Raw genomic sequence first — 14,232 nt, forward strand, 5'->3', positions numbered from 1 at the left:
GGATGCAGAGTGGGGTTCTTTAGAAATCAATTTGCGAATGTTGTAGAATGGGAAGAATTCAGAGATGATATGATTTTTTGGAAGTGGAGCAATCGTGAGATTAAAAAAGGCAGCAAGCTGATTATCCGCTCCGGTCAAGACGCAATTTTCGTAAATAACGGCAAGATCGAAGGGATTTTCGAGAATGAAGGATCTTACAATATAGATTCTGAGATTATCCCGTTCCTGTCCACGCTAAAAGGGTTTAAATTTGGCTTTAACAGCGGCATGAGGGTGGAGGTTTTGTTCGTTAATACGAAGGAGTTCACTGTCAAATGGGGGACGCAGAATCCGGTATTGATCCCGACTCCCCAGCTTCCGGGCGGTATGCCTATTCGTGCCAATGGCACATTTAATTTTAAAGTGGACGATTATGTTACGCTCATAGATAAGATCGCCGGGATGAAGGAAAGTTATCTGGTTGAGGATGTTAAAATCCGGATTACTTCGGTGCTAGATCAGTTGTTAATGAAGTGGATCAGCAGAGAAGGGAAGGACATGTTTAATTTGCAAGTGAACGCCTCCGATATATCGAAGGGTATTCAAGAAGACCTAGATATGCAAGTGATGGACAACGGCATGACGATTACAGGCTTTCACGTGATGAGCTTCAATTATCCTCAAGAAATTCAGGATATGATTACGAAGACGGCTTCTCATGAAATGATCGGTAATTTGCAAAAGTATCAACAGGTGACGATGACGGATGGTATTGCATCTGGCAACGTAAAAGGCGGTGGAGCGGCTTCGGATATGGCGAGTATGATGATGGGGATGAATCTAGCGAATGAAATGATGAAAAATGTGAACCCCAACCCAAAGCCTTCGGCCGAGTCTCAAGCTGAATCTCCTGCTCCTTCTGGAGACCATAAAAAGCCCAATTTCTGTCCTAACTGCGGTACCAAAAACGAAGGAGCTAACTTCTGCCCGAATTGTGGACAGAAATTGAGCGTGTAGCCCTTGGGGTGGTTAGTCTCAAAAAGTAATGGATCATTTTTCGTGAAGAAAAGAGTGAGTTTCGAGGTTTAGATTGGCCCCGAAGCTCACTCTTTTTGCTTCCTATTCCCCGTGTCTGCTTGTTAGTCCAACAGTATTTTCGTAAAATGCACCCTCCCGCAACTGGTCTACAAATTCCTGCAACCACATGTAGTACCGCTCTGCGTGCTGGAGCTTATGCAGGTCCTGCAAAGCTTTCTCCCTCTCTTCAGGCAGGGTTGCTTCCGCCAGAATGATTTTGGATAGTCCTGGAATCGCTTCTTGAAGACTTTCCTCCATCACATCAATTTCCCTTTGCAGCTTAGCTCCGAAGAAGTTCTGAAAGGTGCGAAAAAAGTCGGTCTCCGCCCAATAAAGGTCCTTTCGTTCCTGTTTTTCCTCCAATTTATATATCATTTGCGATTCGGTAAGAGAACGTACAGCGTAACTCATATTACTCTTGCTCATGTTCATAGACGTCTTCATCTCTTCCAGCGTCATAGGCCTATCTTCGAAATACATGATGCCATACAACTGACCAAATGAATGATTGACCCCGTACAAATCCATCGTATTGGCAATTGCAGCAATAACTTTCTCCCTCAATTCACTCCGGCAAGGCAACGCTGAATGATTCTGATCCTCCATAACCTCTTTACCCACAATCTCACCTCTACTATAAGGATGGGATTTCCTTTTAATTCTTCATATTTTACATGACTCCCGTTATTTTAACATAACCCGGAATTAAATTTTTCAAATGTATTGTACAATTATTTTTGTACATAAGAGAAAAAAGGAACGTTTCGAAGTGTTTTCGCATCAATGTAAAACAAAACTTGAACCATAAGGAGTGTGCGAGGTGCGTGTGAGACTATGGAGGGAGACAGAAGCGATTCTTTTCACCCTACCTGCTTTGATCCCGCTGCTGGTTTTTTGGCTGGGACCACTAGGATACATTGTTTATCTGAGTTTTACAGACTGGGATTTTATGAGTCCGGAAAAACTGTTTGTTGGTTTGGATAATTACACCTATCTGTTAACGAATTCTGAATTTTATCAGTCTCTGAAAGTGACTCTGTTATTTGGCCTTGGGAGTGTTATACCAACGATTGTTGGTGGACTGGCGCTAGCTCTTTTAATGAACAGAAATATTAAATCGTCTGGTCTGTTTCGGACATTGCTGTTCTCACCCTGGGTCACGCCAACCGTAGCCGTCTCCATTGCATGGTCATGGATTTTCGAGCCCCGGGTAGGCCTCGCGAATCTTTTGCTCGGCTGGCTCGGAGTTTCCCCGATTGGCTGGCTTCAAGATCCGAATTGGGCACTTGTAGCTGTCCTGATCGTCACGCTGTGGAAATCAATGGGTTGGTCGATGGTATTTTACCTGGTAGCATTGCGTAACCTGCCATCCGATTTGCTGGAAGCGGCGTCGATCGACGGGGCAGGCAATTGGGACCAATTCAGGAGTATCACCTTGCCGTTGATTTCGCCAACAACGTTCTTCCTGTCCATCATCCTTACGATTCAGTCGCTTCAGGCCTACGACCAGATTAATGTGATGACACAGGGGGGGCCGGCTGGGGCAACAAGGACACTGCTTTACATGTATTATCAGTCTGCGTTTGAATCATTCAATGTAGGCGAAGCTTCTAGCATTGCCGTCGTTATTATTCTGATTTGCGTATTGCTATCAGGGATATCCTTCCTGCTTGGCCGACGCCTGGTGCACTATTGATGAATATGACAACTCTAAGTAAAGTCATCCGTTACCTGCTGCTTGGCATGATCAGTCTGACTATGGCATTTCCTTTCTATTGGATGGTCATCAGCGGTTTCAAGACCAATGACGAGATATGGCAGTTCCCGCCAACGTTCTGGCCGGAAATGTTCCGCTGGAGCAATTATATGGATGCATGGAATTCTGCCCCCTTTGCTCGCTACATGCTGAACAGTACGTTTGTAGCAGTGGCGATCTGTCTGTTGCAGATTGTTAATTCCAGCATGATGGCCTATGCACTCACCCATATGCGCTTTCGCATGAAAGGCGTACTCACTGGACTGATTCTGGTAGGCTACATGATTCCGAGTACAGCCGTCTATCTGCCCAGCTATCTGGTTCTCAGCGAGCTTAAACTGCTGGATTCCTATACGGGATTGATCGTAACCAACTGTGTCAGTGTGTTCTCCATTTTCCTGATCCGGCAGGCATTCCTGCAGGTGTCTCACGAACTGGTGGAAGCTGGACAGTTGGATGGAGCTTCTCACTTCCGTATTTTGTGGACCATTATAGCGCCGCTGGTTCGCTCGACCTTTGCCGTGATGGTATTGATTACATTCATCGACCAGTACAACAACTATTTCTGGCCGACGCTCATTACCAAGGACCCGAATTTGCAATTAGTATCGGCTGGTCTGCGCAGCTTTTTTGTTGAAGGAGGGGCCTATGGACTGGCATGGCCGCAGATTATGGCTGCCAGTGCATTCACCATCGCACCGCTTCTTATCATATTCATGTTTACCCAGAAAACGATCATGCAGAGTGTGAACATGACTGCTGGCGTAAACAAAAATTGATTTTTACAACACATTATATAGGAGGAATCACAATGGAGTTAGGTCAAGCACGTATGAAATGGAAGGAAAAAATAAAGCTCGGATGGAGAGGCGGCATGTCACTAGTACTGGCTGCAAGTTTTGCCTTAATTACAGCGTGTGGTCCCTCAACCGCTGGTGGTCCAACCCATTCAGGTTCGGCTGCGAGTGGAGCTGATTCCACATCAAAGGGTCCAGTCGAGATTGAGTTCTGGTATGGTCTGGGCGGGAAACTGGGAGATAACATGAAGAAAAGAATCGACGCCTTCAATAAATCGCAGAGCGAAGTCATTGTCAAAGGAATTGTACAAGCTGATTACACCGAGACGGAAAGGAAGCTCCAGGCAGCTATTGCATCCAAAAAGGTACCTGCGGCTGTACTGAGTTCTAATATCGAATGGGCTCGCAAAGGCTATTTTGCTCCAATGGATGAGATGATCGCAGCCGATCAAAGCTTCGACAAAGAGGATTTTATTCAGACCTTCCTGAAACAGGGGCAGGTAGATGGGAAGCAATATTTCTTGCCAATGTACGGAACGACGCAGCTCATGTATTACCGTAAGGACGCGCTGAAGCAACATGGTATTGATCCAGCCAGTCTGACGACTTGGGAAGCCCTGGCCGATGCAGCAGCGAAGATGAGCAAGCGTGAGAATGGCCAGACAACCTTCTATGGCTGGGAGCCGATGTGGGGCAGCGATAACATGATCGACGCTGTGCTTAGCAAGGGCGGGAAAATCCTGAGTGATGACGGCAAGACGGTGATGATTGATTCACCGGAATGGATTGAGACCTGGGATCTGTTTCGCAAATGGATTCATGAGGACAAGATCATGGGTATTCACTCTGGCGGTCAAGGTTGGGAGTACTGGTACAAAACGATTGATGATGTCATGAAAAATAAAGCAGCAGGCTACACCGGTTCCAGTGGTGATCAGGGCGACCTGGACTTTAATGTCGTGGCAGCCATGGAACAGCCGGGCTGGAAGGGCATAGGTCAAGGCAAACCTGTAGCAAGTGCATTAATGGCAGGTATCCCCGCTGAAGCAAGTCCGGAACAGCAAAAGGCAGCGTATAAGTGGCTGACATATTTTTCTAAAACGTCGAATACAGCTTCCTGGTCCATGGACACTGGTTATATTGCGGTTCGGAAGTCTGCTCAGGAAGACCCTGAATTCAAAAAGTTCAGTGAGAAGAACCCGCAGATCAAAATTCCGCTCCAGCAGGCTTCTCATGCTTCTGCTCCGTTCCAGGATCCGACCGGAGGCAAGATCAATGATGCACTGAAGGATGCAGCTGATCAAGTACAGATTAATAAAGTTCCTGCTGAGCAGGCTCTGAAGGAAGCCAAGGAGAAGGCCCAGAAGGAACTGGATCGGATAAAATAAGATCACCTCGGGAGAGCGGTGCAGACATGTACCGCTTTTCTGATCCAGTACGATAGCAGACAAGGAGTGTGAAATATGCCTGAATTAAACTTTGGGAGCCTGTCTCCCCCAATAGAGGCCATTCTGTTTGACAAGGATGGGACCTTGCTTGATTTTACAGCCATGTGGGGCTTCTGGACAGTTTGTGTGATGGAGAACTTTAGGGAGCGGCTTGTTGCTCGTGGACTTCGATTCGCTAAAGATGAAATCCCTCATATATGGGGAACGTTCCATGATGAGCAAGGTGGAATGATAGGCTATGATGTACGGGGACCACTCGCCATGGGGACCATGGAAGAGGTTCGTGCGGTGCTGACGTGGCACGGGTATCGTGCAGGCTTGAGCTGGGCGGAAGCCAAAGTCAACGTAAATGAATGTTTTTTACAAGCAGAATATGCAATAAGCAAGGAACGTCCTGTTCGACCGCTGCCTGGAGTACGTATGTTTCTTGAGCTATGCCGCAACCACGGAATGAAGATGGGGGTTGTGACGGCCGATGAGACGGATAGTGCGCTACGGCATCTGGAATGGATGGGGATTGACTCTTTTTTTACGGTGGTTGTGGGTACGGATCAGGTTAAACGGGGAAAGCCGTTTCCTGATATGCTCCTGCTGGCTTGTGAGCATCTCGGTATTCCAGTTGCACGATCTATGGTCATCGGAGATACAGATGGTGATATGGAGATGGCGCGCTCAGCGGGAGCGGCTTGGAAGGTCGCCGTTGGAAGCCCTGAACATATACAACTTGCCGATCTTACGGTGCGTTCGTTCCATGAACTGCTGGAAGTCGGGGTGAGCCGATGACGAGTCATTCTTATGTAGGATGGGTTCTGCTTGCGCTGGCGATTGGATTGGAACTGAGTGGCACCATTTTAATGAAAGTATCGAATGGTTTTGCTCGGTTGTGGCCTTCTATCCTCATGTTTGCCTGTTACGGAGCGAGTTTCACCCTGCTGAATTTCGCTGTGAAATATATGCCTCTTGGTGTCGCTTATGCAATCTGGTCAGGGGTAGGAATTACGCTGATTACTCTCGCAGGACATTTCTTTTTCGGAGAGACTATGAAGGCGATATCGCTCGTCTGGATGGGTTTCATCCTGATCGGTATTATTGGACTGAAATGGAGTTGATTTCCGATGGAAAATACAATTAAACCAGAACAACCGCTTGCCTGCTTTCAGGTCATTACTGATACGCATGTTACTGATCGTGCAGATCATATCCACAACCGTCATCTGGAGAAAGCACTGGCGGACATCACCATATATAGCAGTGGCAGCAGTGGGATTATGCATGTGGGCGATTTGACGGATCGCGGGCTACCGGAGGAATACAGGCAGTTGCACCGAATATTGAGTATTTATCAGGAATCCTTGCCCGAGATACGATATACCGTAGGCAATCACGATATTGGGGCTATCCTATGGCAAGATCCGCCATTGGATTTGACCACAATGACCGAAGATGAAGTAGAGTGGGTTCTGGAGCATCAGGCGGCTACGGCTAAAGGAGAACCCGGCAGTACTGAGGAATCTGTTTTACCTTCCAGGCTATGGGAGAAACGATTGAACGAATTTGCAGTAGCCACAGGCATGAAAGGATCGTATCATGATCACTGGATTAACGGTTATCATTATATCTTTTTGGGGACAGAGCAGCCTCATCCGAAAAATTGTGACATGTCTGCTGAACAACTGGAATGGCTGGAAACGAAGCTGTCCGAAGATGCATCTCCTGATCGACCGATCTTTGTATTTCTGCATCAACCGCTAATAGATACAGTGGCAGGTTCGATGAAGGAGCAAGGCTGGTTTGGAGTGAATCAGGATGCAGAGTTGAAGGCCGTCCTGAGTCATTATCCTCAAGTGTTCCTGTTCTCAGGGCATACCCACTGGCAACTGGAGGCGAAGCGTACGATGTACGATGGTGGCGATCAGATGCCAACGATGTTTAATGCCGCTTCCGTAGGTTACCTGTGGACGGATCAGGATGAGCATCTTGAGGGTAGCCAGGGTCTGCATGTCGACGTGTATCATGATCGAGTTGTCGTTAAGGGACGTGATTTTGTGACGGGAACGTGGATTGAGAATGCAGAGTATGTAGTTCAATTGCCAAAAATTCACTCTAACAAGGGTTGATCCATCTGAAAACCGCTCACTGAGCGGTTTTTTTGTCACATCCGACTGCGTATTAGAGCTTCATGTACATTTCTAACTAACCGTGGATTGAAAAATATACGCAGGATGAGGTACTATAGCTATATAGTACGTATTTATATTAATTAATTAGTTATTACATTAATAAAATTTATGAAATTGATGTAAAGGAGTAACAAAGATGACCAAATTCCAAGATCAAATCATTGCGCGGTACAAGTTTGATGATGCAGGGAACGTCGGCAAGGATAGCTCAGGGCAAGGCAATGACGGGGTTGCCTCCGGCACGGGTACACCCACGATCTCCAATGTTGGCGGAAGAACGGCTTTGACGCTTGAAGGAGGTCCCAACGGGACATCTTATATCCGGCTTCCTTCCGATTTGTTTAAAGATGTAAGCGATAACACGGGTGTCACAATGACTGCTTGGGTCAACTTTGGCAGATTCACAGATATGTGGGAACGTGTCTTTGACTTTGGCAATTCCCATACAGGACCCTATATGTTCATGACACGAAACCTGCGCGGAACGCTTTTTGCCGAGGCAGATTTGTCCGTAGACCCGGGAAGAGGCTTTGTCAGGGATGAGTGGATGCACGTGGCCATGTCCATAACAGGCACAGAAGGTGGCACATTAAGCAGTGCAGGACCGATGGTATATGTGAACGGCGAAGTCGTAGCGGACGGTTCCATCAGCCAAACTTCCAGCGGCAACTATGCCAAGCTGCGCAAATGGTTTGAAACGTTTACAGACTCGTCCAACTACAGCAACAATTTTATCGGTCGTTCCCAGCATGCAGCGGATGTGGACTTTTCCGGTTCCTTATCGGACTTCCGGATTTATAAAGCAGGCTTGTCCGCGGACGAAGTTATTGAGGTCATGTGCGATTCGTTGACAGACGAAGAGGTTGTGAAGCTGGCCCGCGACAAGTATTTGTCCTTCCCAACGGCGATTGTCACCAAGGACTTGTCTTTGCCAACGGTCCTGATGGGCGGACGAGTAAAAGTGACCTGGAAATCCAGCCACCCTGAGACATTCTCTGACGATGGCCAGGTGCAGGCGATTACCTCCGCGCAGGGGGTAACAGTCACAGCTCTCTTGACGAGAGGTCACAGCCGGATTGAAGAAAGCTTTGAGATCTCGGTTCTTCCGGAACATCTGCCTCCGTATACGTTGAACATTCATGGGGACAAGGAAATACTGGATATCAGCGAAGTGATGTACGGCTTGTTCTACGAAGATATCAATAACGCAGCGGATGGCGGAATTTATGCGGAGCTTGTTCAAAATCGTTCCTTTGAATCCTTCGAGTTCGACACGTATTCCCATGCTTCAGGCGAATGCGGCTGCTCTACTGGACGGAACCGTAATCCGCTGTTTGCCTGGTCCGGTGATACGGATAAGATGGCCCCGCAGCATAGTGGCGGTTTAAATGGGTTTTTGGGTGTAAAGGACAAAGAAGTGAACGCTTATTATGTGACGGTAACGGATGGTGCGACCATTCGGAACAAAGGCTTTGCCGATTCCAATCAACATTGTGCCATGTCCATCGAAGAGGGAGCCAAATATGATTTTACCATCTGGGCGAAGACTGATTCGGCGGGCACCATTACACTGCAATTACAGGATTCGAATGAACAGGCGATTAGCGATTCGGTAACCGTACAGGTGGAGGGCGGCAACACGTGGAAGAAGTACGGCGTCGATTCCAAGCTTGTGTTGACAGGCTCAGCTACGGCTTTGGGGCAACTAGCGCTTACGTTTGCAGGGGATATTTCCATTGATATGGTTTCCTTATTCCCACAGGATGTGTGGGGTGCAGGGGAGGAGGCGCGATCCCTATCGGCACACGCCAACTTCCAAGGGAATCCCAACTACAGGCTGAGAAAGGACCTGGTTCAGGCGCTGGTCGATATGCATCCGAAGTTCCTGCGTTTTCCAGGAGGTTGTATCTCTGAGGGTTCGTTTATATGGGAAAATGTATACGACTGGAAGGAATCCATTGGCGATATCGAGCTGCGCAAGGAAAACTTTAATGTATGGGGCTATATGATGACCATGGGCCTTGGTTATATGGAGTATTTCCAGTTGGCAGAAGACCTGAATGCGGCCCCGCTTCCGGTTATGGCCTGCGGCGTGCTTTGCCAGGCCCGTTCGGATTATGCTCATCCGGCTGGAGGCGCATTAAGAGAATACTATATCAAGAACTTTACAGATCTGATCGACTTTGCGATTAGTGTGGACTTTGAGCACAATGAATGGGCTGCCATGCGTAAAAAAATGGGCCATGCAGCTCCGTTCGATCTACATTATTTGGGAGTAGGGAACGAAAACTGGGGTACAGAATTCTTTGCCAACTTTGAAGTGTTCAAAACGTCTATTGATGCGTACATGGAGGAAAATTATCCGGGCTATGAGCTGCATATTATCTCCACGGTTGGTGCTCAAGCAGATGATGATGCATATCAGCAGGGCTGGAAGTTCCTGAGTGGCAATATCACAGGTTCGGCCAAGGTTGCTTTTGCAGATGGTAGCCAAGTGATAGAGGAAACGGTGACTTGGTATGAGAAGCAAAAAAATTACATGGACACCATTGCAGATGAGCACTACTATCGTTCCAACGAGTACCTGTTGAATAACGCGGACCGATATAATTATTACTACAGAGCGTATAACGCAGACGGCAGCATAGACTGGAAGGAAACGTCCAAGGTGTTCGTGGGTGAGTATGCGTCTACGGATAAAAATACATTGGCAGGTGCAGTAGCCGAAGCAGCGGTGATGACGGGCTTCGAAAATAATGCCGATGTCGTTCGGTTGGCTGCCTATGCGCCGCTGTTTAACAAAGTGCTGACGGACGGAACCTACAGATGGACCCCGGACTGCATCTGGTTCGATGACGAAACGGTGTGGTTTACGCCGAACTACTATGTACAGCAAATGTATGCTAAATATTTGGGCAATAAAGTATTGGCGACCTCTTTTTCCACCTACAAAAACGGCAAGCCGATAGACCTCATTCCTCAGGGTGGAATTGAGATTGCGACAGGCAACGCCGAAGTGATCGTCAAGCGTGTGACTGTCACTTCCAACAAGGACGGCTGCGTGCTGCTGGATCAGGACTTTTCCCAGGAGTTGAATCCGGCTTGGCAGGTCATTCCGGGTTCCGTGGGATCTACTGTGGAGGCAGGCAAGGGACTTGTTCTCCAAGCTCAAGACAGCGGTCTGAACGGCTTGTACATTTTGAACGACCAATGGACGAATTATAAGGTGGAGGTTGTGGCTTCCCGCATTTCTGGCACGGACGGTTTTTATGTGGGTGCAGGTCTTACGGATATTTCCGCAGAGAAAAAGAATGTTGTTGAATACGCTATTGGCTATGGCGGCAAGGCTACCGGCGTGAAAGTCTACAAGCAAGGTGTAGAAGGCTACACTATGGGTGACTACTCTTCCAGTACGGCGGCAGGCAACCTGAGAGCGGCCAGCTATGAAGAGCTTGCTAACCATACGGATTACACCATCACAGTGAATTACGGCGGTGAAACGGGCAACAGTCTAATCTGCTCTTACACCGACGGAGTGACAACCAGCAAAGCGCTGGACTACAAGCTGGAAGCTTACAACAGAGACGTGTTCAACTCGGTGACCAAGGATGCTGAGCATGTATATGTGAAGCTTGTGAATGCCGACAACGTGGATAAAACGACGCAGCTGAGCCTTCAGGAATTGAGTGTGGAGTCCAGCGCCAAGCTGATTACGCTAACCGGCGATTCCTCGCTGGTTCATGTGCCAAACGTGAATAAAAAGAATGATGAGAAGGTTGTGCCTACTGAGCAGCAGATTTCGCTCCATAATAATTCGATCCTTCTGCAATTACCGGCCAATTCGGTGAATGTGCTGGTGCTGGATCTTAAAGCATAGGCAAGCCGAGGCACGTGATCGTGTGTAGAAAATTTGAAAAACCCGCTCACTGAGCGGGTTTTCTTTGGATGAAGTTAGTGTTCGAGGGAAGTGGGGTATTAGGCTAATCTCAATAGGAATGAAAGCGGTAGCCTGGGGAAAAGACGCTATATCCAAATATCATTGGTTGCTGTTAATTCGGATTCAGTCCCGCCAGTGTTAACTACCCCTCTAGGCTCCACCAGCATGATATGGCATTCCTTTTCAGCGAAAGGCTTGTGCTCGACACCCCTTGGGACAATAAACATCTCGCCCTGGGAAATTTTCACCTGACCATCGCGGAAATCAATGAACATCTCCCCTTCGATCACGATAAACACCTCGTCGGTATCTTGATGTTCGTGCCATACAAAATCCCCAACAATCTTGACGAGCTTAAATTGATAGTCATTCATTTCCCCAATAACTTTCGGAGACCAATGATCATTGAACTTAGATAATTTCTCATTTAGGGTAATAGGTTGGTAATGGATACTAATCCCTCCGATTCTTTTACTTTCATTCTACCATTAACAAGGGTTGAGTAGTATGAAGATAATATTCATCAGTCGGTATGGGTATCCTTCCAATATTTCCTTAGACAATTAGGATGTCGAGCATAACTTTCTGACTACCGCGCTCTTCTGTTCACCAATTCACGCGGGTTGATGCCATCGTCTATGGTTAGCGGGATGCGTGCACCCTTGGCGATTTGCTCCCAAGGTACCATTTTAAAGTTCTGATTCAGCTTTTTGCCGTTTTGAAGATTTTCATCATCTTGTACAACGAAGATACCGTGCGGGAAATTCTTGCCTAATCCATAGCCAAGAACATCAATACCGTCTGTAACAGAGGTACCGTCGATTGTAGGGCTGGCGCTGATCGTAAAGTTGCTTATATAAGCATTGTCGCTTTGTCGTTCATAGATCGCATAGCTGCTGTTTCCTTGGCTGGAGGCGATGAGATACCCCTTGCCGTCTTTGCCGTAATACAATGTAAGTCCCTCTATATCATCCTGAAGTCTACGCCCGTCTGCAACATCCACACGTCGTAGCGGCTCGGAGGAACCGTCTGGCTCGGCATCATATTTCCAAATGGCGTGATCCTCCTCAGCGATGTAGACCGTGCCATATTCATCATCAGCCACCATGCCCTCGGATTGCGTAGCGAGCTTGAACTGGCGAACAAGCTTGCCGTTAATTCTGCCGCTTCCGTTGTCATTCAGCTCATATTGTTCAAATTCACCCTCTTTGCCCAAAACGAGTGCGTAAAACTTATCTGTCTTGAGGCTATGGTACAAGCTGAATCCGTACACTTCTTTCATAGATGATTTAATAGGCTGATCAACCACGTTGGTTAACGTTCCTGATACCCCGTCAATGGCAAAGATATCAACGGTGTTGTTGGTGCGATTGGTTGCTCCTGCAATATCCATCTTTTTGCCGCCCAGTGTAAAACCGTACCGGATATCCACATTGTTCATTTTGCCGACCTTATCGTTCTGTAATTGCTTGCCTTGCAGATCATAGACCAAAATTCCGCCGCCTTTATTGGTCGCTACAAGTCTGCTTTTCTCCGGGTCGGTCGGATTCAGCCAGATCGCAGGATCGTCGGCAGCGTCATCTCCATCCTCCACGGCTTCTGTCTCGGCAGTAGGGGTAACCTTATAGGTAGGAACAGCGTCTTTGGGATCAGTATATTTGCTGTTTTCTGCTTCAAGCGTGGTAAGGAGTTTTGTAGGAAGATAAATATTTCCACCGACCATCTTAATTTCACGATCTGCTTCCCCCGCTTGGCCAGCTAGGCGATATTGCTTCTCACCGACCGTAAAGGTTCCGACGATACCATTTTTCAGCTTCACTAAAGCAGACTTGTCGTCACTGTCCCATGTAATTACTGCCCCCATTTTGTCTGCCTGTGCTCTCAGTGATGCATACCCGGATGGCTGAACCTCTGCCGCACTGGTCATTCCGGTAGGTGATACCAAAACCCCTGTCAAAATCGTCCATAAAGCTAGTTTACTTGCCTTTATATGTATACCCCTTTTCATGAAGTAGAATCTTATAACTGATTTAGTGTAAAGGAGCAATATAAGAAGAGTACGCTGAAAATGTAAAGGAGATATAATCCATTTAATTAGCTGGCTTCCAGTATTGTTGTCTATAATTTTTGGGTGACATCCCGAACTTTTCTTTAAAGCATTTGGAAAAATAGCTGGCTTGGGAGAACCCGGTTTCCTCTGTAATTTGTTGGACGGACCAGTCGGTCTGCAGCAAAAGACTGCGCCCCTGATCCAGTCGGTAATCCATTAAATATTCAAGCGGCGTACGCTGGAAAGCGACCTTCATACATCTGGCGAGATAGTTTTGATGTACATGAAAATGAGCCTCCAAGTCTTTATTGGTGATCGTATTTTTGTAATTCTGTTTTAAGTATATTTCAATCTGCTCTGCTAACTTGGAGGAGCTGCTTTTATAATTTTCATCATATTCCAAACTCTGAAAAATATTCACAAACGTCTGTTGGGCCTCCCATAGGGCCAGCTTTCTAGGCTTTAAAGTAGAGGATAATAAGTAGTCTAATTTAGAAAATAGCTCATGAGGATTCACCACTTTTTGAATTTTAGGCAAATGAATGGTTGTATGTTCGGAATGAAAATGCAACTCGGGTATGGGTGAGCTTGGTGTGATCAGATTGGGTGAAGCTTGCGCGCACCACATACTATTGGTTTGAAAATGGAACCAGTAAAAGGAGGTTTGTTCTGTACATGCCTCAATGGGGAAATGGTGCTTATCCGGTTCAAGAATGAGTGCGTAATTTTCAGTTATCTCCCACACTTCATCCTCTTCGCCAATGTGCAGCAGTCCTTCTTTGATGATAATAACGTCAAAATAGCCTAAGTTATAACGATTCGGGTGCCAGTCCCCTTTTTGGTAGGTAGTAAAATTCCCCTCAATGAAATAAGGCAATGGAGGGACAAGGAAAGATAGAAAGTTTGTTTTGCTCATGGAAGTCAGCTCCTTTGTGTGTGAAATCGTATAACTTTTAGTTAAAGATCGCGATTTTTTTTATAAATTCAGGTTGATAAAATAAGGACTGT

At 46.9% G+C, this 14,232-nt stretch carries 12 protein-coding genes; 8 read left to right on the plus strand and 4 right to left on the minus strand.

The window, feature by feature from the left end; translation table 11 throughout:
* The first annotated feature begins 9 nt into the window (after positions 1 to 9).
* Positions 10 to 996: an SPFH domain-containing protein gene (locus HPL003_RS08490; RefSeq protein ID WP_014279216.1), complete on the plus strand. Its 987-nt coding sequence runs from the start codon at positions 10 to 12 to the stop codon at positions 994 to 996.
* A 102-nt stretch (positions 997 to 1,098) separates the two neighbouring features.
* Here the strand turns inward: HPL003_RS08490 and HPL003_RS08495 are convergent, their stop codons facing one another.
* Positions 1,099 to 1,662: a GbsR/MarR family transcriptional regulator gene (locus HPL003_RS08495; RefSeq protein ID WP_043922595.1), complete on the minus strand. Its 564-nt coding sequence runs from the start codon at positions 1,660 to 1,662 to the stop codon at positions 1,099 to 1,101.
* 214 nt (positions 1,663 to 1,876) lie between these two features.
* On the opposite strand from HPL003_RS08495, the gene HPL003_RS08500 reads away from it, so the two are divergent.
* The 7 genes from HPL003_RS08500 (at position 1,877) to HPL003_RS08530 (ending at position 11,114) form a co-directional block, all read left to right on the plus strand.
* A complete protein-coding gene (locus tag HPL003_RS08500; protein WP_014279218.1) occupies positions 1,877 to 2,752 on the plus strand; it encodes a carbohydrate ABC transporter permease in 876 nt (291 codons plus the stop codon).
* Positions 2,752 to 3,591: a carbohydrate ABC transporter permease gene (locus HPL003_RS08505; protein WP_014279219.1), complete on the plus strand. Its 840-nt coding sequence runs from the start codon at positions 2,752 to 2,754 to the stop codon at positions 3,589 to 3,591. Before HPL003_RS08500 ends, HPL003_RS08505 begins: the two co-directional genes overlap by 1 nt.
* Positions 3,592 to 3,623: 32 nt before the next feature.
* Positions 3,624 to 4,997: an ABC transporter substrate-binding protein gene (locus tag HPL003_RS08510; protein ID WP_014279220.1), complete on the plus strand. Its 1,374-nt coding sequence runs from the start codon at positions 3,624 to 3,626 to the stop codon at positions 4,995 to 4,997.
* A gap of 75 nt (positions 4,998 to 5,072) precedes the next feature.
* A complete protein-coding gene (locus HPL003_RS08515; RefSeq protein WP_014279221.1) occupies positions 5,073 to 5,840 on the plus strand; it encodes an HAD family hydrolase in 768 nt (255 codons plus the stop codon).
* Positions 5,837 to 6,166 (plus strand): DMT family transporter, encoded by a 330-nt coding sequence (locus tag HPL003_RS08520; protein WP_014279222.1) that lies wholly within the window; start codon positions 5,837 to 5,839, stop codon positions 6,164 to 6,166. Before HPL003_RS08515 ends, HPL003_RS08520 begins: the two co-directional genes overlap by 4 nt.
* Positions 6,167 to 6,172: 6 nt before the next feature.
* The gene (locus HPL003_RS08525; RefSeq protein WP_014279223.1) at positions 6,173 to 7,174 is read left to right on the plus strand and encodes a metallophosphoesterase family protein; all 1,002 of its coding nucleotides are present in this window, start codon (positions 6,173 to 6,175) and stop codon (positions 7,172 to 7,174) included.
* A gap of 199 nt (positions 7,175 to 7,373) precedes the next feature.
* Positions 7,374 to 11,114, plus strand: a complete 3,741-nt coding sequence (locus HPL003_RS08530) for an alpha-L-arabinofuranosidase C-terminal domain-containing protein (RefSeq protein WP_014279224.1) — start codon at positions 7,374 to 7,376, stop codon at positions 11,112 to 11,114.
* A gap of 146 nt (positions 11,115 to 11,260) precedes the next feature.
* Here HPL003_RS08530 and HPL003_RS08535 read toward each other — a convergent pair whose 3' ends face one another.
* The 3 genes from HPL003_RS08535 to HPL003_RS08545 all read right to left on the minus strand — a co-directional run bounded on the left by HPL003_RS08535 (position 11,261) and on the right by HPL003_RS08545 (position 14,140).
* Positions 11,261 to 11,626: a cupin domain-containing protein gene (locus tag HPL003_RS08535; protein ID WP_043922334.1), complete on the minus strand. Its 366-nt coding sequence runs from the start codon at positions 11,624 to 11,626 to the stop codon at positions 11,261 to 11,263.
* A 137-nt stretch (positions 11,627 to 11,763) separates the two neighbouring features.
* The gene (locus HPL003_RS08540) at positions 11,764 to 13,164 is read right to left on the minus strand and encodes a phytase (RefSeq protein WP_081473782.1); all 1,401 of its coding nucleotides are present in this window, start codon (positions 13,162 to 13,164) and stop codon (positions 11,764 to 11,766) included.
* Between the two features lie 100 nt (positions 13,165 to 13,264).
* Entirely contained in the window at positions 13,265 to 14,140 is an 876-nt protein-coding gene (locus HPL003_RS08545) for a helix-turn-helix transcriptional regulator (protein WP_014279227.1), read from the minus strand.
* Positions 14,141 to 14,232 lie beyond the last annotated feature (92 nt).

It is taken from the genome of Paenibacillus terrae HPL-003 (assembly GCF_000235585.1).
Taxonomy (GTDB): domain Bacteria; phylum Bacillota; class Bacilli; order Paenibacillales; family Paenibacillaceae; genus Paenibacillus; species Paenibacillus terrae_B.

Coding starts and splice junctions, on each gene's coding strand:
- HPL003_RS08495 (WP_043922595.1), bottom strand. CDS start 1,662: ATGGAGGATCAGAATCATTCAGCGTTGCCTTGCCGGAGTGAATTGAGG.
- HPL003_RS08505 (WP_014279219.1), top strand. CDS start 2,752: ATGAATATGACAACTCTAAGTAAAGTCATCCGTTACCTGCTGCTTGGC.
- HPL003_RS08510 (WP_014279220.1), top strand. CDS start 3,624: ATGGAGTTAGGTCAAGCACGTATGAAATGGAAGGAAAAAATAAAGCTC.
- HPL003_RS08515 (WP_014279221.1), top strand. CDS start 5,073: ATGCCTGAATTAAACTTTGGGAGCCTGTCTCCCCCAATAGAGGCCATT.
- HPL003_RS08520 (WP_014279222.1), top strand. CDS start 5,837: ATGACGAGTCATTCTTATGTAGGATGGGTTCTGCTTGCGCTGGCGATT.
- HPL003_RS08525 (WP_014279223.1), top strand. CDS start 6,173: ATGGAAAATACAATTAAACCAGAACAACCGCTTGCCTGCTTTCAGGTC.
- HPL003_RS08530 (WP_014279224.1), top strand. CDS start 7,374: ATGACCAAATTCCAAGATCAAATCATTGCGCGGTACAAGTTTGATGAT.
- HPL003_RS08545 (WP_014279227.1), bottom strand. CDS start 14,140: ATGAGCAAAACAAACTTTCTATCTTTCCTTGTCCCTCCATTGCCTTAT.